The organism is Rhodococcus opacus B4, assembly GCF_000010805.1.
In the GTDB taxonomy this organism is placed as follows: Bacteria; Actinomycetota; Actinomycetes; order Mycobacteriales; family Mycobacteriaceae; genus Rhodococcus_F; species Rhodococcus_F opacus_C.
In genome coordinates this window covers 58,228-78,951 of record NC_012522.1, presented here as the reverse complement: position 1 = coordinate 78,951, position 20,724 = coordinate 58,228, and the positions used below count along the sequence as shown (strand labels likewise).

Genomic DNA, 20,724 nt, shown 5'->3' with positions numbered 1-20,724 from the left:
CGACTGGTTGAGGGTGTCGCCTTCGAGGCATCCACATGCAAGGTTGGTGTGGACATGAGTGGCCTCCCGCCTGTTGATGATTGGTGAAACGGTTGTCGTGGGATTTACGGATTGGGGTTTCGTCGGCATGCTGTGGGTGCAGTGCTGGGTCCTACGCGAGTGTTGCCCTGCAACACTGCGTCAGTGAGATGTGTGGTGTTTCGGCAGACATCCACACCACCTGCCGGCGGATTTCGCACGAGCGGCCCGGCGGTCGAGTTGTGGGGTTTCCCGCAACGGTTCTGTGAGCGATCGCCATGATCGTGGTCGGTGGCCTCGAGGCTCAGTGGACCGTCGGAGTCCACCACCGACTTCAGGCCGGCAACTTCGTTGTGCAGCCGCTCCATCTTCCTGTCGAGTCGGTGTGCGACGTCGGCGGCCTCGGTCAACTCCTGCAACAGTCGGCGAGGTACGGAGCGCTTGTACTTGTAGTAGATCTTGTGCTCGAGGCTGGCCCAGAAGTCCATGGCGATTGTCCGGATTTGCAGCTCGACGGGTACCTGGACAACTCGGTCGCTCAAGAACACCGGGATCTCGATTGCCATATGCAAACTTTTGTAGCCATTGGATTTCGGCTTCGCGATGTAGTCTTCGACCTCGAGCACCGTGACATCGGGCTGACCGCCGATAAGGTCCGCAACGCGGTAGGTGTCCGAGATGAGACCGCAGGTGATGCGGACTCCGGCGATATCGCGGATGTTCTGACGAATGTGGGAGACCGTGAGCGGGCAGCGCAGGCGCTGCGCTTTGGCCATGATGCTGTCGGGGGATTTCACCCGTGCTGAGACGTGCTCGATCGGGCAGTGTCGATCCAGATGGGTGAAACCCTTTCGCAGGATGTGCACTTTGGTGGTCATCGTCGAGATTGCGCATTGGTAGGGCAACACGAACTGGGTGAATTCGGGACCGAAGAGCTCGACCTGCGTCGTCATCGGTATGTCGGGATCGCAGATGGTGTCGACCGTCATCTCCTACCTCTGCTGTTGTGAAGCGGTTAGTATTTAACGGAAGCATATCCTTTAAATTGGTGGAATGAAAGGTGACGAGGTGGACGAGGCAAGCGATGCCCGGGGGCCGCGGCGAAATTTCCTGCCGCGCAACCGGCAACGGGAACGTGTTCTTCGGATGGTGCGTGAGCACGAGGGTGCGGTGGACGCCGTCGAACTGGCATCACAGATCGGTGTGCACGTGACGACGGTGCGGTTCCATCTGGACGCGCTGTGTGACGACGGTGCGATCACACGTACCCGGATGAACCGGCCGGGCGCGGGCCGGCCCCGTACCGGCTATCTGGCGATCGAGGAACGCGTGGACTACCGGACTCTCGCCGACGTCCTCGCGATGGAGTTGGGCCAGACGGTGCAGACGCGGGCTCGCCGCGCGGAGCATGCCGGGCACGAATGGGCCACGCGGATGGCGGCTTCTCGCAGCGCAGGCACCGGTGACGGCGGGCACACCCCGGAGTCGGATGCCGGTGATGCGCTCGATCATGCGGCGGCGCGCACCACGAATGCTTTCGCGCGGATGGGGTTCGGCCCCGAGCTGGTCTCGGCGCCGGACCCGTCGACACCGCCGTCGGCGGACAGCGGCGGCCCCGCGGGCGAACGTGAACGGATCATTCGCCTGCACGCCTGCCCGGTACGGGATCTGGCCCGGTCGCATCCCGAGGTGGTGTGCGGAGTGCATCGGGGGTTGCTGCAGGGTCTGCTGAACACGTCAACGACCGAGGGAAACCGAAAGCCGCATCAACCGGCCCTCTCTGCTCACCTTGAGCCGTTCGTCGAACCCGAACTGTGCGTGGCCAGGCTGGTGGCGGGGTGAGTCAGGTTGCCCGAAACGCGGCGCTGCTGGTGCCAGGGTCTGGGTCGAGGTGAGGGGGCGATGCCGTGATGATTGTGGCGATCGTTCTCCGGAACGCTCTGCGACAAGTTGCTTTGAGAGTGACTCGTGTTGCTTTGAGAGTGACTCGTGGATGATGTTCGACCTCGAAATCTGTCGGCCCCGAGTTTCTTTCGACAGGCATCCGGTGATGTGAGGCACTCGTGCCCGCCCGAGCCACACTGTGCACCACCCCTACCGATGCGGCCCGCGCGCGAATCTGCACAGATGGTCCCCGCGCCGGCCGCCGTGTGCCGACAGCGGTGATCTTGGTGTACGGGCGGGGGATTGTTACGACGCCGCCTCGTCGACGCTGTACCCGGAGAGGTCGGGGACGGTCCAATTCTCACCGTGTTTCTCGAGCGGGATGGTCGCCACAACGATGTCCGGATCCAGCGGCACCGCTCCCATGATCCGCGGAACCCACCGACCGGGCGTATCCGACGGTCCCGCCCTCTCGTCCCAGCGAACGTCGACGCCGGCATCGCGGAGTGCGTCCTGGTCGATCACAATCACCGCCAGGGGAAGATTGACGTCACCGTAGACGGTGGCGAGGACGTGCTCGAGTTGCTCCGCGGTCGCGGCGTGGATGAATCCGATCTGATCGAGTGTGTGGGCGCGGGTGGACGCTTCGTATTCTCCGAACCGTGCGGCGCCTTCCCAGTCGTCGGCGAGGGCTATGTGAAAGAGATGTTCGCTCATCGTGATGTCCTTGTGGAGGAATGTCCGTGGGAATGCAGGTGTCGGGCGCCGCCCCACGCCCGGGTCGACGGGGGTTTCGTGCGTGCCGGTGTTCAGGCCGAGGAACGTCGACGGCCGAAGTCGGCGGCGCGTGCGGAGGTGAGCGCGCTGCGCGTGACCGCTTCGCGCTGGGCGGCTGCTTCGTACAGTTGATGCGACAGGTCTGCCAGGGCGCGGGCAGCGGCCATGTCGTCGCTGACCTCCGGGACGTCGGTATGGTGCGGGTTGCGCCGTGCGAGTCCCGTTCCCACGAATGCGGCCCGGCCGCTGGTCCGCAGACGGGCCCTCGCTCGTGTCTGGGCCCCGGTCTCCGCCGATTTGTGTTCGTCGATGACGATATTCACCGACCATGTCTTCTCGTTCACGGTTGAAGCACTTCCTTTCGTATTCTGCGCCGCGGACCATCCGAGTCGACGCTGGCTACCCCGGGGGGCTTGTCTGCGGCCACTGTCTGGTCTGTTCGGCGCGGAGTGTGGTGGTCTTCCGGGAGATCCGTGGCCTCACCGTGCACCCGGCGATGAGACGCCGTTCCGTCATCGAGGTCACCTCCGGGGGAGCGATCAGATGGGTGGTCATCGCGGACCCGATGGGGTTCTCGGGTGGTGAGGGCATCGAGTTCGGCGGAGTCGGTGCCGGTCAGGTTGCGGTGCATCGCCCGGGCGATCCTGGTGGCGTGGACTGTGGCGTGTGCGGCGCTCGGACCGTGAAACATCTGCCCGACCGTGGTGGACCAGAGGGTGAGCCATCGGAGGAAGTGCCATGCCTCGAATCGATGCCGGGTGTGGACGCTCCGGTGCACCCGCCCGGCGCTGCCCTGATAGAGGCGGGCCCCGAACAGGACGGTCTCCCAGAAGTCGCACATGATCGGCAGGCGTGATTCGAGCCCGCTCTCCCGGATCTCGGCGAACGGGACGGCGAGGAGGTCATCGACGAGCACGCGCCCATAGAACCGGCGGAGCACGTCCTCGATGTCGGTGCGAGTGGCCAGATCCGTGCGCGTAGGTTCGCCTGGTGTCAGTGAAGGCATGAGGCCACCGCCCGAAACAGCTGGAAGATCAACGCGATCAGCAATGCGACCTTCGCCACCTCCAGTCCGATGTACACCAGGTGTATCCTCGATCGTGGCAGGTGCTCTCCGGCGAGGATCCGGTCCGATCGTTTACTCAGGGGCGGACGCACCACCGCGATCTGCACCACCAGCACCACCGTGACCAGCGCGAGCACCGTCAACGCGGTTGCGCCCGGTGGCGCGGCGACGCACGACGCCAACAACGCCAGTGCCAGAACCAGTTCCACCGCATTGAGCGCGAGGAAGACCTTCCGGCCGATCCCGAGCCCGATGGCCAGGGTCACGCCCGGGGCCCGAAATTTGATCGGCGCCTCGAGAAACGAAATCGCCACCACCATCCCGAGCCAGAAGACCGGCAGGATCAACTGCGTGTAGCGCGCCACCTCAGTCATGGGCCACCCACCTCAGTCATGGGCCATCCACCTCGCGAGGACGGTTCGGGTTCGGGTTCGGGTTCGCCGGACGGTCTCCGGTGGACGGGTGCAGCGGTGCCCGTGTGGTGGGGCTGGTCGCCGCCGAGGACGACGACCGTGCATGCTTGTCGGCCGCATCGGCTACGCGACACCGCAGGAAACTATAAGAACGATCGACGGTGTCACTCATCGCCGGCCCGCCTCTCGCTCGGGCCCGGAGACGGTGCCCGCGGTGACCGCGACCGACTTGGGCCGTCGACCGACGTACGTTTCGGCGCGCATCCGTTTCACCATGTGGGGATAGTGCAACTCGAACGCGGGACGCTCGGAACGGATTCGGGGCAGCTCGGTGAAGTTGTGCCGCGGCGGGGGACAACTGGTGGCCCACTCGAGCGAGTTCCCGTAACCCCACGGGTCATCGACCGTGACCACCTGACCGTACCGGTAGGACTTGAAGACATTCCACACGAACGGCAACACGGACCCGCCGAGGACGAACGAGCCGATCGTCGAGACCGTGTTGAGGGTGGTGAACCCGTCGGAGGGGAGGTAGTCGGCGTAGCGGCGGGGCATGCCCTCGGCGCCGAGCCAGTGCTGGACCAGGAAGGTGGTGTGAAAGCCGATGAACGTGGTCCAGAAGTGCCATCTGCCGAGGCGTTCATCCATCAGCCGTCCGGTCATCTTCGGGAACCAGAAGTAGATGCCGGCGTAGGTGGCGAACACGATGGTGCCGAACAGCACGTAGTGGAAATGGGCGACGAGGAAATAGGAGTCGGTGACGTGGAAGTCCAGCGGCGGGCTCGCGAGCAACACGCCGGACAGTCCACCGAACAGGAAGGTCACCAGGAAACCGATCGAGAACAGCATCGGGGTTTCGAAGGTGAGTTGCCCTTTCCACATGGTGCCGATCCAGTTGAAGAACTTCACCCCGGTGGGCACCGCGATGAAGAAGCTCATCAGCGAGAAGAACGGCAGCAGAACGGCGCCGGTGGCGAACATGTGGTGCGCCCACACCGCGGTGGACAGTGCGGCGATGGCGATGGTCGCGTAGACCAGGCCGGTGTACCCGAAGAGCGGCTTGCGGCTGAAGACCGGGAAGATCTCCGAGACGATGCCGAAGAACGGGATCGCGACGATGTACACCTCGGGGTGACCGAAGAACCAGAACAGGTGCTGCCAGAGCAGGGCACCGCCGGTGGCCGGATCGAACAGGTGCGCCCCGAGGTGCCGGTCCACGAGCAGGCCCAACAGTGCCGCGGCCAGAATCGGGAAGGCGATCAGCACCAGGATCATGGTGATGAAGATGTTCCAGGTGAAGATCGGCATCCGGAACATCGTCATCCCCGGCGCCCGCAGGCAGATGACGGTGGTGATCATGTTGACGCCGCCGAGGATGGTGCCCACACCGGCCAACGCCAGTCCCGTGATCCACACGTCGGCGCCCACCCCCGGCGAATGCACCGCGCTGGTCAGGGGGGAATACCCGGTCCAGCCGAAGTCCGCCGCCCCTCCCGGGGTGAGGAACCCGGACACGGTGATGATCGCGCCGAACAGGTACAACCAGTAGCTCAGCGCGTTCAGCCGGGGGAACGCCACGTCGGGGGCGCCGATCTGCAGCGGCAGAATGTAGTTCGCGAAACCGAACACGATCGGCGTCGCGTACAGCAACAGCATGATGGTGCCGTGCATGGTGAACAGCTGGTTGTACTGCTCGTTGGACAGGAACTGCAGACCGGGGACCGCGAGTTCGGTGCGGATCAGCAGGGCCATCAACCCGCCGACCATGAAGAACACGAACGAGGTGACCATGTACATCAGACCCAGCATCTTCGGGTCGGTGGTGGTGGCGGCCTTGTAGAGGAACGACCCCTTGATCCCGCGCCGTGCCGGGAACGGCCGGACAGGAACGACTTCCACGGTGAGGGGAGTCACGACGCACCGCCGCCGCAGGGGGACGCCCCGCCGGTAGCGGCGGGGCCCGAAGGCGGATACCCACTCACCAATTCGGTGTCGGCGGCGAGCGGACCGAGCTTGCCCGCCCCGCCCGGCATCCCCAGCGCCGCACTCGCACCGGGGAGCGGGCTGTGGAAGAACCGGGCGTTGTCGTCGGTAAACGCGACCCACCGGGCGGGCAGGTCGTCCTCGTAGAAGATGGCCTCCACCGGGCACACCGGCTCGCATGCGCCGCAGTCGATACATTCGTCGGGGTGGATGTACAGCGACCGGCCGCCCTCGTAGATGCAGTCCACCGGGCATTCCTCGACGCAGGCCCGGTCCAGCACATCGATGCACGGCTCTGCGATCACATAGGTCATGGCCACCTCCGGGAAGCTAAACCCTTTTTTTGAGGAATCCCTTCCTCTAAAGTCATACAGTATGGCGATACAAAAGGGAACCGGCGCGGAGCGCGCCGGGACGCACGCGGTGTTGGCCTCGCGCAGACGGGTCCAGCTGCTGGACGCTTTACGGGCCAGTCCGACGCCGATGGCCATCGGGGAACTGGCGGCACTGTGCGAGCTGCACGTGACCACGGTTCGCTTTCACCTCGATGCGTTGACCAGCGCCGGATTGGTCTCGGCCGAACCCGAGCGGAATCCGGCGCGCGGCCGCCCGCGTCGGCTCTACCGGGCGCTGGCCCCCCTCGAACCGGGCCACGCCGATTCCGGGTACCAACGGCTGGCTCGTGTGCTGGCGGCGCACTGGGCGAGCTCCGAGGACGACCCCGTGGCCCGGGCGGAGGCGGCCGGCCGGGCGTGGGCACGCGACGACCTCACCGAGACCCCCGGGTCCCCCCGATCGATCGAGGACGCCGCTAGCACCCTCACCACCCTGTTCGCGGAGATGGGATTCGACCCCGAGCTCGAGGCGTCAGAAGACGAGATGCGAATCCGGTTGCATGCCTGCCCGTTCGAGTCGGTCGCCCGGCAGAGCCCGAACGTCGTGTGCGCACTGCATCTCGGACTGATGCGCGGCGTCCTCGACCGGCTCGGCGCACCGGAATCCGACAATCGGCTGATCCCGTGGGAAACACCCCGGACCTGCGTCGCCCACCTGGCGCGACGCTAGCCCGCCCGGGATGCCCGGGCTGACCTCGATCGCGCACCGGGGGCGGTGTGGTCTCCGGTGGGCGGAGGTGGTGAGGCGATGTTGCTGTCCGTGGGACACGGCCGGCTCGGTCGGGAAGAACTGACGACACTGCTGAACCGCGCCGGTGTCGACGCGGTGGTCGACATTCGCCGGTATCCCGGCAGTCGCCGCAATCGCGATGTCGGCAGCGAGATGATGACGCACTGGTTACCGGACGCCGGAATCGGCTATCGCTGGGAGTCGCGACTGGGCGGTCGCCGCCGCCTGTCGCCCGGCGAGCCGCGTGAGGACCCCTGGTGGCAGGTCGATCAGTTCGCCGCCTATGCCGCCCACACCCGCACCACCGAGTTCGCCGTGGCGCTGACCGAGTTGCTGGATCGGGCGGCGCGGCAGCGAACGGCGATGATGTGCAGTGAGAGCGTGTGGTGGCGGTGCCACCGCCGGCTCGTCGCCGACGTCGCAGTCCTGCGGCGCGGGGTGAGCGTCGAGCACCTCATGCACGACGGCCGGCGCACCCCGCACCTCCCGGCGGAGGGCGCCCGGGTGCGGGCCGACGGCCAGGTGGTCTGGGACCGCCACCGGGCGCGGTCCTGATCGGCAGGCACCGGTGGCCCGCACTCGGGCCCGACGTCCGCTTCGGCTCGGCGCCGGGGCCGAGACCGCAACGCGGAGCGGCGAAGCACTCGGCGTGCCGCCCCGCCGAAGCGGTGACGGGCCGCGGGTCGTCTACCCGCCCGGTCAGGCGTGAACGCCGGCGAGAGCGAAGAATTCCTGGCGCGAACGAGGATCATCGCGCAACGCTCCCAACAGAGCGGAGGTGACGGTGGCCGATCCCACCGATTGCACCCCGCGCAGCGTCATGCAACTGTGCTCGGCCTCGATGACCACCCCGACACCCCGAGGATGCAGATGTTCGTCGAGCCAGCCCGCGATCTGCTTGGTGAGCCGTTCCTGAACTTGAGGCCGGCAGGCGAAATGCTCTGCCACGCGGGCGAGCTTGGACAATCCGATGATGCGGTCGCCGGGCAGATACCCGATGTGGACGGTACCGGCGAACGGCAGCAGATGATGCTCGCACACCGATCGCAGCGGGACGTTGCGGACCAGGACGAGCTCGTCGTAGTCCTCGTCGTTGGGGAAGGTGGTCAGATCGAAGGCGCGGGGGGTGAACAGTTCGGCGTAGCCGTGGGCCATGCGCCGGGGCGTCTCGCGCAGGCTTTCCGAGTCCAGGTCGATCCCGAGTGCGTCCAGGAACGCCGCTGCCGCCTCTTCGGCCGCAGCCAGGTCTCGTCCTGGTGCCTGGTGGAGAACGTGGAGTGTCGCGGTCGACGGCATGCCGGGGTCCTTCCGCAGTGTGTGGTGTGGCGTCCACCCGGCGAAGCGCAGTGGCCGCGGTGGGTGGACGACATGATGAGGGTGCCAGCCTCGCGCGCCCCGCAACGACGGGACGCGCGTCGGTGGCGGCTAGGCGGCACTCAGTTTCGGGGCGAGTGCGGTGCGCCGGTGCCAGGCCGGGTCGTACACGTAGGCCAACCGGCCGAGGGTGAGGGCGGCGAGCATCAGTCCGAAGTCACGCAGTGCAACGTCGTAGAAGCCGGGGTAGCTCAGCAGGTTGATGACGATTCCAGCGAGCCAGGCGGCGACGATGTAGGCCGCATATCGTGGTTTGATCGCGACGGCGATGCCGACGACGATTTCGATCACTCCGACGACCAGCATGGTTTGGTGCGCGCTGAACGGGCTGAGGTCGACGATCCACGGCGCCAGGTAGTCCTCCCAGGTGGTGAGCACGTTCGTGAACTTGTCGATGCCCATGACGATCGGGAGCACGGTGAATCCGATCCGCAGCAACAGGAACGCGCCGTAGGCGGGGTCACTGCGAGCGCGTTGCAGGGCCGTTCCGGGTGTGGGTGCGGTCGCCGACGAGTCAGGCGTGGGAGTAGTCATCAGAAACCCCTTTGTAAAAGTAATAGGAATTATTTTTAGAATCGTCCCTCCACACCTATTTGTCAATACTTTTTGGTGTTACAGTCGGGGTATGTCCACTCCGCGATCCGCTGCGCCGGCGGTTCTGGCGGCGTTGAGCAACCTGGATGATCCGTTGCGGCGCAGGCTGTATGACTACGTGACCGAAAGCGGCGCACCGGTCTCGCGGGAGCAGGCGGCCGCCGCCGTCGACGTCGGCCGGACCCTCGCGGCCTATCACCTCGACAAGCTGGCCGATGCCGACCTGGTGACGGTCAGTTACCAGCGGCCGGCCGGTCGCGGCGGACCCGGCGCCGGCCGCCCCGCGAAGCTCTACACCCGGGCCACGACGGAAATGACCGTCAGCGTGCCGCCCCGGGACTACGAGCTGCTCGCCCGGTTGCTCGTCACCTCGGTCGAACAGGACACCAGCGGAACCGTGCGGGCGGCGGTGAACGAGGCCGCACTCGACGCCGGCAAGCGGGCCGCCGCCGACACCGGGGGAGATCTTCTGGCGGCGCTCCGCGGCTGCGGATACCTGCCCCAGGTCGGCGACGACGGCCGCATCGACCTACGCAACTGCCCCTTCCACCATGTCGCCCGAGACCACCTGGACGTGGTGTGCGGGTTGAACTTACGCCTCGTCCAGGGCGTGATCGCCGGGAGCGCCGGACACGACGCGCACGCAGAACTGGACCCGCGGCCGGACCGATGCTGTGTCGTCGTCCACCACGCAGCGTCCGCCCATGCGCACTCGCCCCCGCCCCCGGGTCCCGCCCGCCCCTGACGGACACGAACCGGCATGAGGCGAGGCGCCGGATCGGCTCGCACGTCGATCGAAGGACCCGCGCAACCGACCACCGGCATCACGGCGCATCGCTGACCGCGACGCTCGTGCCAGGAAGCGCTCGTCGCGCATCACACCGCGAACCACCGGGACCGCATCAGGAAACCCCGCCGTTGGGGCCCTGACGCTCACCGTTCGTCATCTTCTTTTCGGTGACACCGTGGGCCAGGGCGGTCCGCATCGCTCAAAGCCATATCTGTGTAAGGGATTACATCCCATGGGTGTCTATCGAATCCTCTGGTGGGTGGTGACCGTGCCGCTGGGGTTGGTCGGCTTCGCGGTCGCGATCTTCACCGTCCACCCCGACGTCCTCGTGTCCGCGGCGTTCGCCGCTGCAGTGACCGGCGGCGGCCTGCCCGCGATGGTGGCCGACAGGTCCGCCGCCACGCCGCGTTCGTGGCTGCCGGCCGCCGCACTCCACGCCGCCACCGCGGGCGCGGCCCTGATCTGTGTTGTGGGCCTGATCGCACTGTCCGGCGCGGCGGCCGTGCCGCTGGTGCTCGTGCTGACGGTCACCGCCGGGCCGGTGGCGCGGCGGCTCCGACGCTGGCCGCCGTTGGCGCAGTTACTCTCCCCGCAGCCGGCGGCTCTGAGTGATCCGGACGAGGCGAGCGCTCCGGGGTCCCTGCCGACGCCGCCGAGCTGTGCGGAATTGTCCGATGATGCGCTGTGCCGCGGCTGGCGCACCAGTTTCGCGGAGCTGCAGAACGCCACGTCGGTCACCGACCGGCTGCAACTGGCCCGGATCCGCCGGCAATACCTCGACGAGATCGAGCGCCGCGATCCCCAGGGATTCGCGGCGTGGTTCACCTCCGGCGCCCGGGCGGGCAGCGATCCGTCGAAGTTTCTCGCCCCACGAGAACAACCCCCTACCGACCGGCAGTGACACGGCGTGCACGCGGGCAGAGCGCTGAGCGAAGTCGGCGTGAATGAGACGCCCGAACGACGAAAGGCACGATGATGACCAGATTCCCACCCGCACCGGTAGGGGCAACGGTGAGCCGGTTGCATCGCCTGTACCGTGAGCAGGGGCAAAGCCCGTGGTTGGACAACCTCACCCGCCCCTACCTGCGCGATGGCACCCTCGCCGAGTTCGTGGCCGCCGGAATACGAGGGGTGACGGCCAACCCCACCATCTTCGCGCGCGCCATCGCCGGCTCCGATGCCTACGACGCACAGTTCGCGGCACTCATCGCCCAGGGACGCGCGGTCGAGGACGCCTATTGGGAGCTCGCCGCGGCCGATGTCGTCGACGCAGCCGCGGTACTGCGGCCCGTCTACGACACCTCGGGCGGCACCGATGGGTTCGTCTCGATCGAGGTCGCCCCGGAACTGGCCCGGGACACCGACGCCACCATCGCCGCGGCCGGGCGACTGCACGAACGGATCGCCCGACCGAACGTGTTCGTGAAGATCCCCGCGACCGCGGAGGGAATACCGGCGATCGCGGACATGATCGGCAAGGGCGTCAGCATCAACATCACCTTGATCTTCTCCCTCGCCCGCTACGAACAGGTGATCGAGGCGTACCTGCAAGGTCTGGAAGCGCGTGCGGCACGGGGCGCGGATCTGGCCGCGGTGCGCAGTGTCGCATCATTCTTCGTCAGCCGCGTCGACACCGAGGTCGATAAACGTCTCGAGCACAGCGGCGACCCCGAGGCCCCGGCGTTGCGGGGTCGGGCGGCGATCGCCCAAGCACGCCTCGCCTACCGGATCTTCCAGGACCGCTTCACCGGAACGCGGTGGGAGACACTCGCCGCCCGCGGCGCCCGGGTGCAACGGCCACTGTGGGCATCGACCTCGACCAAGAACCCCGACTACCCGGACACCCGCTACGTCGACAGTCTCATCGGCCCGGACACCGTCAACACGCTGCCCGAGGCCACCATCACGGCATTCGAGGATCACGGCACCCTCACCCGCTCCATCGACACCGTCCCCGCCGGCGCGGCCGCCGTCCTGGACGAGCTCGCCGCGGCGGGCATCGACATGGACGACGTCGGCCGCACCCTCGAAGACCAGGGTGTCGCCGCCTTTCACCAGTCGTTCGCCGATCTGCTCACCGAACTCCGTGCCAAAGCCCACCAGCTGGCGCAACGATGACCTCCTGGCCGGCCGACCCGACCCGAACGGGCGCGCGATACGGACGGTGTGCGGTGAACAGGACACCGCGACCTGAGCCACAGCGCGCATGAAATCGGTCCTCACACCTGAAACACCTCGCATCAGAAGGACATGACATGGCCACTGCAGAGCAGACATTCGTCATCGTGGGCGCCGGACTGGCCGGCGCAAAGGCCGCTGAGGCGCTGCGCACCGGCGGGTTCGACGGAAGGATCGTTCTCATCGGCGACGAGACCGACCGCCCCTACGACCGACCCCCACTGTCGAAGTCCTACCTCCAAGGCACCACCGAGCGGCAGAAGATCTACATTCACCCGGCCGGGTGGTACACCGAACACGACATCGAGTTGCGTGTGGGGACCCCGGTCACCGCCCTCGACACAGCCGAACACGAGGTGGTCATCGACGGCGTGGAGCGGCTCGGATACGACAAGGTGCTGTTGACCACCGGTTCGTCGCCCCGCCGGCTGCAGGTGCCCGGCGCCGATCTGGGCGGGGTGCACTACCTGCGCCGGGTCACCGACTGCGAAACACTGAAGGCCGCGTTCGCCGCGGCGGACCGGGTCGCGATCGTCGGGGCGGGGTGGATCGGTTTGGAGACCGCGGCCGCCGCCCGAGCGGCGGGCTGCGACGTCACGGTGGTGGGGAGGTCGAAATTGCCGTTGCTGGCGGTGCTCGGCGCCGAGGTCGCCGAAACCTACGCCGCCCTGCACCGCGACCACGGTGTGGAGTTGCGACTGAACTCCGGGGTGCGCGAGATCGCCGGTAAGGACAACCAGGCCACCGGAATCCGCCTCACCGATGGCACCGTGATCGAAGCGGACACGATCGTCGTGGGGGTGGGCATCGTGCCCAACACCGCACTGGCCGAGACGGCCGGGCTGGCGGTCGACAACGGGATCGTCGTCGACGAACACCTGGCCACGACCGACCCCGACGTGTACGCCGCCGGGGACGTCGCCAACACCTATTACCCGCTACTGGGAACTCATCTGCGCCTCGAGCACTGGTCGGCCGCCCTCAACCAGGGACCGGTGGCGGCGGCGAACATGAGCGGCCGGGTCACCGCCTATGACCAGGTGCCCTACTTCTTCTCCGATCAGTACGACAGCGGGATGGAGTATTCCGGCTACGCCCCGCACGGTAGTTACGACTCGGTGGTGTTCCGCGGCGACGTCGCCGCCGGCGAGTTCATCGCCTTCTGGATGCGGGACGGGCGGGTGCTGGCCGGCATGAACGTCAACACCTGGGGTGTCACCGACGCCATCGAGGCGCTGGTGCGCTCCGGTGAGCGGGTCGACCCGGCGAAACTGGCCGACCCGGACGAGCTCTTGAGATACCTGGCCGATCCGGTGCCCGGTGGTGCGCGGTGACACTCACGCCCCAGCAGCAGGCACGGACGCGAACACCCGAGACACCGCCCCCGTCTCGGTGGTGGTGGTGTCGACGGCCCTGCTCGAACTCGTCCGAACTTCCTGGATTCACCGACGGCGCTTGCGGTTCGGCCGGACCTGATCGATCGGGTGCGCTGTCGCCGCAACGGCGGGTGGGCGCCTCGTCCGTGCACACGCGCCGGGAGGGATTCCCATGATCCGTTGGCTGGTCATCGCGGGCGCCTGGGTGCTGGGGGTGGCGTCGCTGCTGCTGATCTTCCTCGTGTCGAGCTGGTGGCTGCTCGTCACGGTGATCGCGGCGGCGATCGCGATGGTCGGCACCTGGGACCTGCTGCAGCGCAGGCACAGTGTGCTGCGGAACTATCCGGTGATCGGCCACGCCCGGTTCCTGCTCGAGCGGATACGCCCCGAGATCCAGCAATACTTCATCGAACGATCCACGGACGGAACACCGTTCGACCGCGACACCCGCACCACGGTGTACGAACGCGCCAAGGGCACCAAGGACGTGGAACCCTTCGGAACCGAACGGGACGTCACCGCCACCGGATACGAGTTCGTCACCCACTCGTTGCGCGCGCATACCGCCTCCGATGACACACCACATGTCCGGATCGGCGGTCCGCAGTGCACCATGGGGTACGACATCGCCTTGTACAACGTCTCGGCGATGAGCTTCGGATCCCTGTCGGGCAACGCCATCGAGGCGCTCAACGGGGGCGCGGCCCGCGGCGGGTTCGCCCACGACACCGGCGAGGGCGGTATCAGTCCTTACCACCTCGCGCATGGCGGCGACCTGATCTGGGAGATCGGATCCGGCTACTTCGGCTGCCGCGACCCCGATGGGCACTTCGATCCCGGCGAGTTCGCCGCCAAGGCCGCCCTGCCTCAGGTGAAATGCATCTCCATCAAGCTCTCCCAGGGGGCGAAACCCGGGCTCGGGGGAGTGCTCCCCGCCGCGAAAGTCAGCCCCGAGATCGCCCGAACCCGAGGGGTGCCGGTCGGGCAGACCGTGATCTCGCCGCCATCCCACAGCGCCTTCTGCACCCCGCTCGAGCTCATCGACTTCATCACCACACTTCGTGCATTGTCCGGCGGAAAACCCATCGGCTTCAAACTCTGCGTCGGTTCCCGCACGGAATTCCTCGCCATCTGCAAGGCCATGCTCGAGACCGGCATCACCCCGGACTTCATCATCGTCGACGGCTCCGAGGGCGGAACCGGGGCTGCCCCGCTCGAATTCGAGGACCACGTCGGGATGCCGCTCACCGAGGGCCTGATGCTGGTGCACAACGCGCTGGTGGGCACCGGGCTGCGGGACCGGATCAAGATCGGCGCCTCCGGCAAGGTCGCCAACGGAATCGACATCATCAAACGCCTGATCCAGGGAGCGGACTTCACCCTCGCCGCCCGCGCGATGATGTTCGCGGTCGGCTGCATCCAGGCCCAACGCTGCCACACCAACCGGTGCCCCGTCGGTGTCACCACCCAAGACGCCCGCCGGGCCCGCGCACTCCACGTGCCGGACAAGACGACCCGGGTATACAACCTCCAGAGATCCACCGTCGCGAGCGCCCAACAAATCCTGGCATCGATGGGGCTGGACGACTTCTGCGACCTCGATCCGTCGATGCTCAACCGGCGCATCCAGGGGCACCGCACGATGACCTACGCGGACCTACACGAGTGGCTGCAGCCCGGTGACCTGCTCACGGAGGACCCCCCGACGAGTTGGCTCCGCGACTGGACGAACGCCGACTCGTCAAGGTTTTGAGGCATCGCCGGGGTCTGTGGTGTTCGCCCGAGCACCCCCCAGACGGACCACTACACACCACGGTTGCGGCAACTCGTCGAGGACTCCCACAGACAATCGACCAGCAATTTTTTTCACCAACCGGCAATTGATGGGGACGGAGACGAGCGGGCAATCGACCGATCAGATCATCGGTCGCGGACCCGGGGGTCGACGAAGGACGCGAAGTCACGGGTCCTGAGGAGGGTCGTCCCAGATGGGTAACTCGAGGGTGGGTCCGAGGCGCAGCAGTTCGTCGCGGTGCATCGCACTCAGGCGTGCCAGGATCAGCTGCCCGTGCTCGGTCAATTCCACCCGTACCGCCCGCGCGTCGGACGGGTGCGGCGCGCGCTCCACGAGACCGTGCTTCTGAGCCCGGTCGACCAGCTCCACCACGCTGTGATGACGCAGCTGCAGGCGGTCGGCCAGTTCTCGCATGGTGGCCCATTCACGGCCGGGAAATCCCTTGAGTGCGAGCAGCAACTGGTAGTGCTGCGGGGTGAGGCCATGGTCACGGACCGTGTCCTCACTGAAGCGCAGATAGCGGCGGATACCGAAGCGGAAACGTGCCAGTGCCTCGAAATCCCGCTTCGTCAACGGCTCCGACTCCACGTGCTCGTCTGCAGTCACGGCAACGCGCCCCTTCAGTCGTCAGAACCGCCGCACTATATATCGCCATACGATACACCGGGTATGCTCTGACAATCATCACGCCTCAACGGGGCATTGCCCGAAATCGTGCGACGAGCCCTTGGAGACAGCCCCGACGTCGATGCCACGGCGACGAGTGCGTAACACCCCGCCGTGCGATCGGACGGCGACTCGGCAATGTCGACAAGTATCGCCGATTGGCGGTCGTGATTCCGGCGCAGACGATTTCCGATTCCCCAGAAGGACGCCACATGAGCTCATCATGTATCAGCACCGGCACTCCCACGCGCAGCGGAGCGATGAGCGTGGGTGGAAGTTTCCGCAACGAAAGCATCGAAGATTCGTTCGGGTGCAATTGCGACAGGATCGCCGTGGCCGAAAAGGGTCGTCGGGACGTTGTGAACCGTCGACGCGTCTCGAAATAGGGTCTGGGACAATTCTGTTGCGTGAGGGTCGTTCACCCGCGGAGCCACAGGGGCCGGCGGGCACGTGTAGCCTTGTGGGTGCCGAGGGCCCGAACATGCGCGGTCAAGCCATGTCGTCCTCGGCGCCCGACCCGGCCCGATGTCACAGGGCCGAGAACTGGAGCGCCGCCATGGCGTCGAACGCGACCTATGTGTCGAACCCTGAACGGGCACTGGAATCAACGCCGTCCTGCACGGCATGTCCGCACAGCCCGGATTCCCACGATGCGCTCGGTATTCGGTTTTGCGCCGCGACCTCGGACCGAAACCTCGACCGAAACTGCATCTGCGCCGGCGAACAGGCGACTGGACAGCACTACTCCCGGTACTGAACGAGAAGTTCAACTCGAAAAGCCAACCCAGGCATATCCGCCGATTCTCGACGAGTACTACCGCAACCCCTCTTCGCGCGGTGCGGGACCGGCACCCACGCGGCGACGTCACCGACCGCACCAATCGGTGACCGTCGCTAGAAAAAGGGATAGCGGCGGTACCACCACCTTTCCTGGCGCGCAATCACCTTCGCGTCCGGCAGCGGCCGGGCTTCCCGCGGTGCCGGATATCGACCGTGATTTTCGCGAAGTTCGCGCATACGGATCGAGCCACGCGACCGGATCTGTGCGCGACCGGATATGTGGTTCAGCGCGAACGTCTTCGCGCACGAAAAAGGGTCCACTACCGAACCACCGGCGAGGAGCGCAGTCAACCGGGTGGACGACGCCGCGCCTTCCGCGCTGCAAGCGAAACGTTTTTATCGTGATACGATATAAAAAGTGGTCGTCCCGGCACCAAGACCTCGCCGGGGGAGTCCGGGAGGTGCGCTGTGCTCAGCGACGATGAACGAAATGCTTTGTGCGAGATCGAACAACGGCTTCTCGCAAGCAGCCCGACGCTGCTCCGAGTGTTTCACGGCGTCACGCCGCGCCCACCATACGATCGCAGTGTGCGGACCCGACTGAGAGTGCTGGTGCTCGCGGTGACGCTCGGTGTGTGTGCACTGCGAGGTCCCCGCATTTTCAACGAAGCCGAGATCACCGTCCGGAAGAGTGCACCGACGCCACGAACAACACGGGCGGTGCCCACCATCAACCGTCTGGCCGTCGGTGGTTCCCATTCTGCGAGCGCGATTCCGGTCAACACCGACACCGTCCGAATCCTCGATCCATCGACCGCATCCGGTGCTGTGCTCATACCATGGCCGCCCCGCGGGGCGCCGGCACCGCAATGATTGGCGGACTCGGAAAGCCAACGCGCCGCACCTGATCGGACGCCTCCGCGAATCGAGGCGCTGCCCCGAGCAGCTAAGCGCGGAGACGTGACGTAACTTCATCGATTGGCAGCAAGCCCGTGGTGACCGGGTATCGGTAGAGGCCACGGGCGGATAGGAGAACACCATGATTCTCTATGCGGTGGCCGTCATAGTCGGTCTCGGCCTACTCGGCCTGAGCTCGAGCATTCGCGTCGTCACACAGTTCGAACGCGGCGTCGTGTTTCGGTTCGGGCGCGTCCAGCCCGCCGTCCGCGGACCGGGCCTGATGTTGCTGATCCCGATCGCCGACCGGCTCGAGAAGGTGAACATGCAGATCATCACGATGCCGGTGCCCGCCCAGGACGGCATCACCCGCGACAACGTGACCGTCCGGGTGGATGCGGTCGTCTACTTCAACGTCGCCGACCCGGTGCGAGTGGCAGTGGACGTGCAGGACTACGTCTCCGCGATCGGTCAGGTCGCACAGACGTCGCTGCGGTCGATCATCGGCAAGAGCGAACTCGACGACCTACTGTCCAACAGGGAGGGCCTCAACCAGGGCTTGGAGCTGATGATCGACAGCCCCGCGCTGGGGTGGGGTGTGCAGATCGACCGGGTGGAAATCAAGGATGTGGTCCTCCCCGATTCGATGAAGCGGTCGATGTCGCGCCAGGCCGAGGCCGAACGTGAACGGCGGGCCCGCATCATCACCGCCGACGGCGAACTGCAAGCCTCCGCGAAACTGGCCCAGGCCGCCGAGACCATGACGGAACATCCCGCAGCGCTGCAACTGCGGCTCCTGCAAACCGTCGTGGAAGTCGCGGCCGAGAAGAACTCGACCCTCGTGCTGCCGTTCCCGGTCGAGTTGCTCCGCTTTCTGGAACGAGCGACACCGCACACCGCCCATGCTCCGACGCGAACAGCCGAACCTACAACCACAACCACTCCGGCCAACGTAAACGACGAACCGTCGACCCGGCACACACAACACACGCCCGTCGACGCCCGCGGATTCGCCCTCGAACAATCACGATTCGGATAGGACCAATAGACCCCTCAGGCTCCAGGGCGGTGACCGCCGGTTCCGTTCGGGGGTGCTGGGTGGCAGGTGGTGTCGGGAGCTGTGTTTCATCCCGACACCACGGTGACCTCTGTTGCGGCGAGACTCGCGGCAGGGGGCAGGACCGTCACCCTGTGCCGTCCGGTTCCAGGATGTCGCCCTACGGGCCTGGGGGTCTGATTGCCCGCACTGACCTGCGACCGACCCGCCACTGCCCCGTGGACCACGGCCCCGTTCTGACCGCGGCCGGACGGCACGGCTCGATGTGCGGGCCGGAGGTTCATGGATGCGATGAGAGTTCAGCCCGACCTATGGGGATGTCAGAACTGATTCGAGATCCACTCGCGCAAGACCACGGCTTGGTTGTGCTCGAGGTCCTTCGCCGAATACAGCAGCACCACAGTCCCGTTCCGCGCCGCCTCGACGATCGGCTGGGCGGCAGTGCGATTGGTATCAAGTTCTTGAAGATAGCGTGTGCGGAACTCCGGAAACCGATCCGCCTGGTGGCCGAACCAGGTCCGCAGTTCCGTACTGGGCGCCACCTCCTTGATCCAGGCGTCGCAGTCGAGGTCCGCTTTCGCGATGCCCCGTGGCCAGAGTCGATCTACCAAGAAGGTTGGCGATGTCTTCTTGGTGCCGCGAGCGTCATAGGCTCGCACCAACTCGATCGGGCCCATAGATCGATCATGACACGAAATGACGGTGCCCACAACGAATGACAAACCCGCGGTGCACTGTGGCGGTGAAGATCGCGGACACCGCGCCGGCAACCGTGTCGTGGTGGCGGCGGGCGCCTTCGCCGGCCACGCCACGATGTCCATCGGGATGCTCGTGCACGAACTGTCGGTGCTCGTGGCCATCGTCAACCCGATGCGCCTGTTCGTCGGAGGGGTATCGGCTCCGCACATCACGCGGCGCCCCCGGCGCGCGAGAGGGTCCGAACCGGGTTTTCCGATCCGACGATCGAACCGCTGAGCTAGCCTGTGGACAATCCGAGACGAGCTCCCCGAAAACGTAATTGACGAGGTTGGAGTCGATAACCATGTCTGTCCCCATGAACAGCGAGGGCCCGGGTTCCGTAGCGCTACCGCCGGTCCCCGAAGGCGCCGTGATGGTCACGTTGAAGATTCGCCGTTTCAGCCCCGAGGACCCGGGCAAGGCCGGATGGGCGAGCTTCGAGGTTCCGTGCCTGCCCACCGATCGGTTGCTCAACCTGCTCACCTACGTCAAGGGGTATCTCGACGGGACCCTGACCTTCCGCCGCTCGTGCGCGCACGGCGTGTGCGGATCGGATGCAATGGTCATCAACGGAGTCAACCGGCTCGCGTGCAAGGTGCTCATGCGCGACATACTGCACAAAGACGGTAAGAACACCACCGTCACGATCGCACCCCTCAAGGGACTCCCGGTCGAGAAGGATCTCGTCGTCGACATGGAGCCGTTCTTCTCGGCGTACCGCCAGATCAAACCGTTCCTGATGACATCCGGTCAGGAGCCCACCCGCGAGCGGATCCAGTCCCAGGCCGATCGTGCCCGGTACGACGACACCACCAAGTGCATCCTGTGCGCGTGCTGCACCGAGTCGTGCCCGGTGTATTGGGCGGACGGTAGCTATTTCGGGCCGGCCGCCATCGTCAACGCCCATCGCTTCATTTTCGACAGCCGCGACGAAGGCGCCGGGGAGCGGATGGACATTCTCAACGGCATCGACGGCGTCTGGCGATGCCGCACCACGTTCAATTGCACCGACGCTTGTCCGCGCGGAATCAAGGTGACGCAAGCGATCACCGAAGTCAAACGCACGTTGCTGTTCAACCGCAAGGCAGTAGTGCGGTAGCCGCACGAGTTCTGCACCATCGCCAGGCCTTTAGCGGGTTCGTGAGGCCCTGGAGTGGCGGGAACGAAAAGGCGTCACCCTGTTGCTCGGGCCCGCGGCGCGGTGACCCGCTCG

Annotated in this window: 24 protein-coding genes; 13 read left to right on the top strand and 11 right to left on the bottom strand. The window is 66.2% G+C overall.

Annotation, left to right across the window (positions count from 1 at the left end; all coding sequences use genetic code 11):
* Positions 1–104: 104 nt before the first annotated feature.
* A complete protein-coding gene (locus tag ROP_RS00425) occupies positions 105–1,007 on the bottom strand; it encodes a GTP pyrophosphokinase (RefSeq protein ID WP_012687347.1) in 903 nt (300 codons plus the stop codon).
* A 157-nt stretch (positions 1,008–1,164) separates the two neighbouring features.
* Here ROP_RS00425 and ROP_RS00420 point away from each other — a divergent pair, with 157 nt between their 5' ends.
* Positions 1,165–1,860 (top strand): helix-turn-helix transcriptional regulator, encoded by a 696-nt coding sequence (locus tag ROP_RS00420; RefSeq protein ID WP_080512555.1) that lies wholly within the window; start codon positions 1,165–1,167, stop codon positions 1,858–1,860.
* A 348-nt stretch (positions 1,861–2,208) separates the two neighbouring features.
* Here ROP_RS00420 and ROP_RS00415 read toward each other — a convergent pair whose 3' ends face one another.
* From ROP_RS00415 to fdxA, 6 genes are all read right to left on the bottom strand, one after another.
* Positions 2,209–2,619, bottom strand: a complete 411-nt coding sequence (locus ROP_RS00415; RefSeq protein ID WP_012687345.1) for a DUF952 domain-containing protein — start codon at positions 2,617–2,619, stop codon at positions 2,209–2,211.
* Positions 2,620–2,711: 92 nt separating this feature from the next.
* Positions 2,712–3,023 carry a dsRBD fold-containing protein gene (locus tag ROP_RS00410; RefSeq protein ID WP_012687344.1) on the bottom strand — a complete coding sequence of 104 codons (312 nt, stop codon included), beginning with the start codon at positions 3,021–3,023 and terminating at the stop codon, positions 2,712–2,714.
* Entirely contained in the window at positions 3,020–3,685 is a 666-nt protein-coding gene (locus tag ROP_RS00405) for a group III truncated hemoglobin (protein WP_012687343.1), read from the bottom strand. The genes ROP_RS00410 and ROP_RS00405 overlap by 4 nt, the downstream gene beginning before the upstream one ends.
* On the bottom strand, positions 3,673–4,119 hold the full coding sequence (locus ROP_RS00400; RefSeq protein WP_012687342.1) for a hypothetical protein: 447 nt from the start codon (positions 4,117–4,119) through the stop codon (positions 3,673–3,675). Before ROP_RS00400 ends, ROP_RS00405 begins: the two co-directional genes overlap by 13 nt.
* 207 nt (positions 4,120–4,326) lie before the next feature.
* Positions 4,327–6,072: an aa3-type cytochrome oxidase subunit I gene (ctaD, locus tag ROP_RS00395; RefSeq protein WP_012687340.1), complete on the bottom strand. Its 1,746-nt coding sequence runs from the start codon at positions 6,070–6,072 to the stop codon at positions 4,327–4,329.
* Complete coding sequence (fdxA, locus tag ROP_RS00390) at positions 6,069–6,455, bottom strand: ferredoxin (RefSeq protein WP_012687339.1); 387 nt, start codon at positions 6,453–6,455, stop codon at positions 6,069–6,071. The genes ctaD and fdxA overlap by 4 nt, the downstream gene beginning before the upstream one ends.
* Before the next feature lie 61 nt (positions 6,456–6,516).
* Here fdxA and ROP_RS00385 point away from each other — a divergent pair, with 61 nt between their 5' ends.
* Positions 6,517–7,206 (top strand): helix-turn-helix transcriptional regulator, encoded by a 690-nt coding sequence (locus ROP_RS00385; RefSeq protein WP_012687338.1) that lies wholly within the window; start codon positions 6,517–6,519, stop codon positions 7,204–7,206.
* A gap of 78 nt (positions 7,207–7,284) precedes the next feature.
* The gene (locus ROP_RS00380) at positions 7,285–7,821 is read left to right on the top strand and encodes a DUF488 domain-containing protein (protein ID WP_043826100.1); all 537 of its coding nucleotides are present in this window, start codon (positions 7,285–7,287) and stop codon (positions 7,819–7,821) included.
* Between the two features lie 144 nt (positions 7,822–7,965).
* On the opposite strand, the gene folE is transcribed toward ROP_RS00380, so the two are convergent.
* Together folE and ROP_RS00370 are read right to left on the bottom strand one after the other, a co-directional pair.
* Entirely contained in the window at positions 7,966–8,562 is a 597-nt protein-coding gene (gene folE, locus ROP_RS00375; RefSeq protein ID WP_012687336.1) for a GTP cyclohydrolase I FolE, read from the bottom strand.
* 129 nt (positions 8,563–8,691) lie between these two features.
* Positions 8,692–9,174, bottom strand: a complete 483-nt coding sequence (locus ROP_RS00370; RefSeq protein ID WP_012687335.1) for a DoxX family membrane protein — start codon at positions 9,172–9,174, stop codon at positions 8,692–8,694.
* A 91-nt stretch (positions 9,175–9,265) separates the two neighbouring features.
* Here ROP_RS00370 and ROP_RS00365 point away from each other — a divergent pair, with 91 nt between their 5' ends.
* From ROP_RS00365 to ROP_RS00345, 5 genes are all read left to right on the top strand, one after another.
* Positions 9,266–9,979: a helix-turn-helix transcriptional regulator gene (locus ROP_RS00365; RefSeq protein WP_012687334.1), complete on the top strand. Its 714-nt coding sequence runs from the start codon at positions 9,266–9,268 to the stop codon at positions 9,977–9,979.
* Between the two features lie 277 nt (positions 9,980–10,256).
* A complete protein-coding gene (locus ROP_RS00360; protein ID WP_043823966.1) occupies positions 10,257–10,925 on the top strand; it encodes a hypothetical protein in 669 nt (222 codons plus the stop codon).
* Between the two features lie 71 nt (positions 10,926–10,996).
* A complete protein-coding gene (tal, locus tag ROP_RS00355) occupies positions 10,997–12,142 on the top strand; it encodes a transaldolase (RefSeq protein WP_012687332.1) in 1,146 nt (381 codons plus the stop codon).
* A gap of 137 nt (positions 12,143–12,279) precedes the next feature.
* The gene (locus tag ROP_RS00350) at positions 12,280–13,536 is read left to right on the top strand and encodes an NAD(P)/FAD-dependent oxidoreductase (protein WP_012687331.1); all 1,257 of its coding nucleotides are present in this window, start codon (positions 12,280–12,282) and stop codon (positions 13,534–13,536) included.
* 214 nt (positions 13,537–13,750) lie between these two features.
* Positions 13,751–15,331, top strand: a complete 1,581-nt coding sequence (locus ROP_RS00345; protein ID WP_005261843.1) for an FMN-binding glutamate synthase family protein — start codon at positions 13,751–13,753, stop codon at positions 15,329–15,331.
* Between the two features lie 207 nt (positions 15,332–15,538).
* Here ROP_RS00345 and ROP_RS00340 read toward each other — a convergent pair whose 3' ends face one another.
* Complete coding sequence (locus ROP_RS00340) at positions 15,539–15,979, bottom strand: MarR family winged helix-turn-helix transcriptional regulator (RefSeq protein ID WP_005261844.1); 441 nt, start codon at positions 15,977–15,979, stop codon at positions 15,539–15,541.
* Positions 15,980–16,121: 142 nt separating this feature from the next.
* Between ROP_RS00340 and ROP_RS45005 the strand changes: the two genes are divergently transcribed.
* From ROP_RS45005 to ROP_RS00330, 3 genes are all read left to right on the top strand, one after another.
* Positions 16,122–16,796, top strand: a complete 675-nt coding sequence (locus tag ROP_RS45005) for an RGCVC family protein (RefSeq protein ID WP_317612036.1) — start codon at positions 16,122–16,124, stop codon at positions 16,794–16,796.
* Positions 16,797–17,287: 491 nt separating this feature from the next.
* Complete coding sequence (locus ROP_RS00335; protein WP_037205890.1) at positions 17,288–17,692, top strand: DUF3040 domain-containing protein; 405 nt, start codon at positions 17,288–17,290, stop codon at positions 17,690–17,692.
* A gap of 166 nt (positions 17,693–17,858) precedes the next feature.
* Positions 17,859–18,755 carry an SPFH domain-containing protein gene (locus ROP_RS00330; protein WP_005261846.1) on the top strand — a complete coding sequence of 299 codons (897 nt, stop codon included), beginning with the start codon at positions 17,859–17,861 and terminating at the stop codon, positions 18,753–18,755.
* A gap of 338 nt (positions 18,756–19,093) precedes the next feature.
* Here ROP_RS00330 and ROP_RS00325 read toward each other — a convergent pair whose 3' ends face one another.
* On the bottom strand, positions 19,094–19,450 hold the full coding sequence (locus ROP_RS00325; RefSeq protein ID WP_005261847.1) for a DUF488 domain-containing protein: 357 nt from the start codon (positions 19,448–19,450) through the stop codon (positions 19,094–19,096).
* A gap of 19 nt (positions 19,451–19,469) precedes the next feature.
* Here ROP_RS00325 and ROP_RS00320 point away from each other — a divergent pair, with 19 nt between their 5' ends.
* The gene (locus tag ROP_RS00320; protein ID WP_005261848.1) at positions 19,470–19,748 is read left to right on the top strand and encodes a hypothetical protein; all 279 of its coding nucleotides are present in this window, start codon (positions 19,470–19,472) and stop codon (positions 19,746–19,748) included.
* Between the two features lie 67 nt (positions 19,749–19,815).
* Complete coding sequence (locus ROP_RS00315; RefSeq protein WP_012687329.1) at positions 19,816–20,610, top strand: succinate dehydrogenase iron-sulfur subunit; 795 nt, start codon at positions 19,816–19,818, stop codon at positions 20,608–20,610.
* Positions 20,611–20,724: the final 114 nt, after the last annotated feature.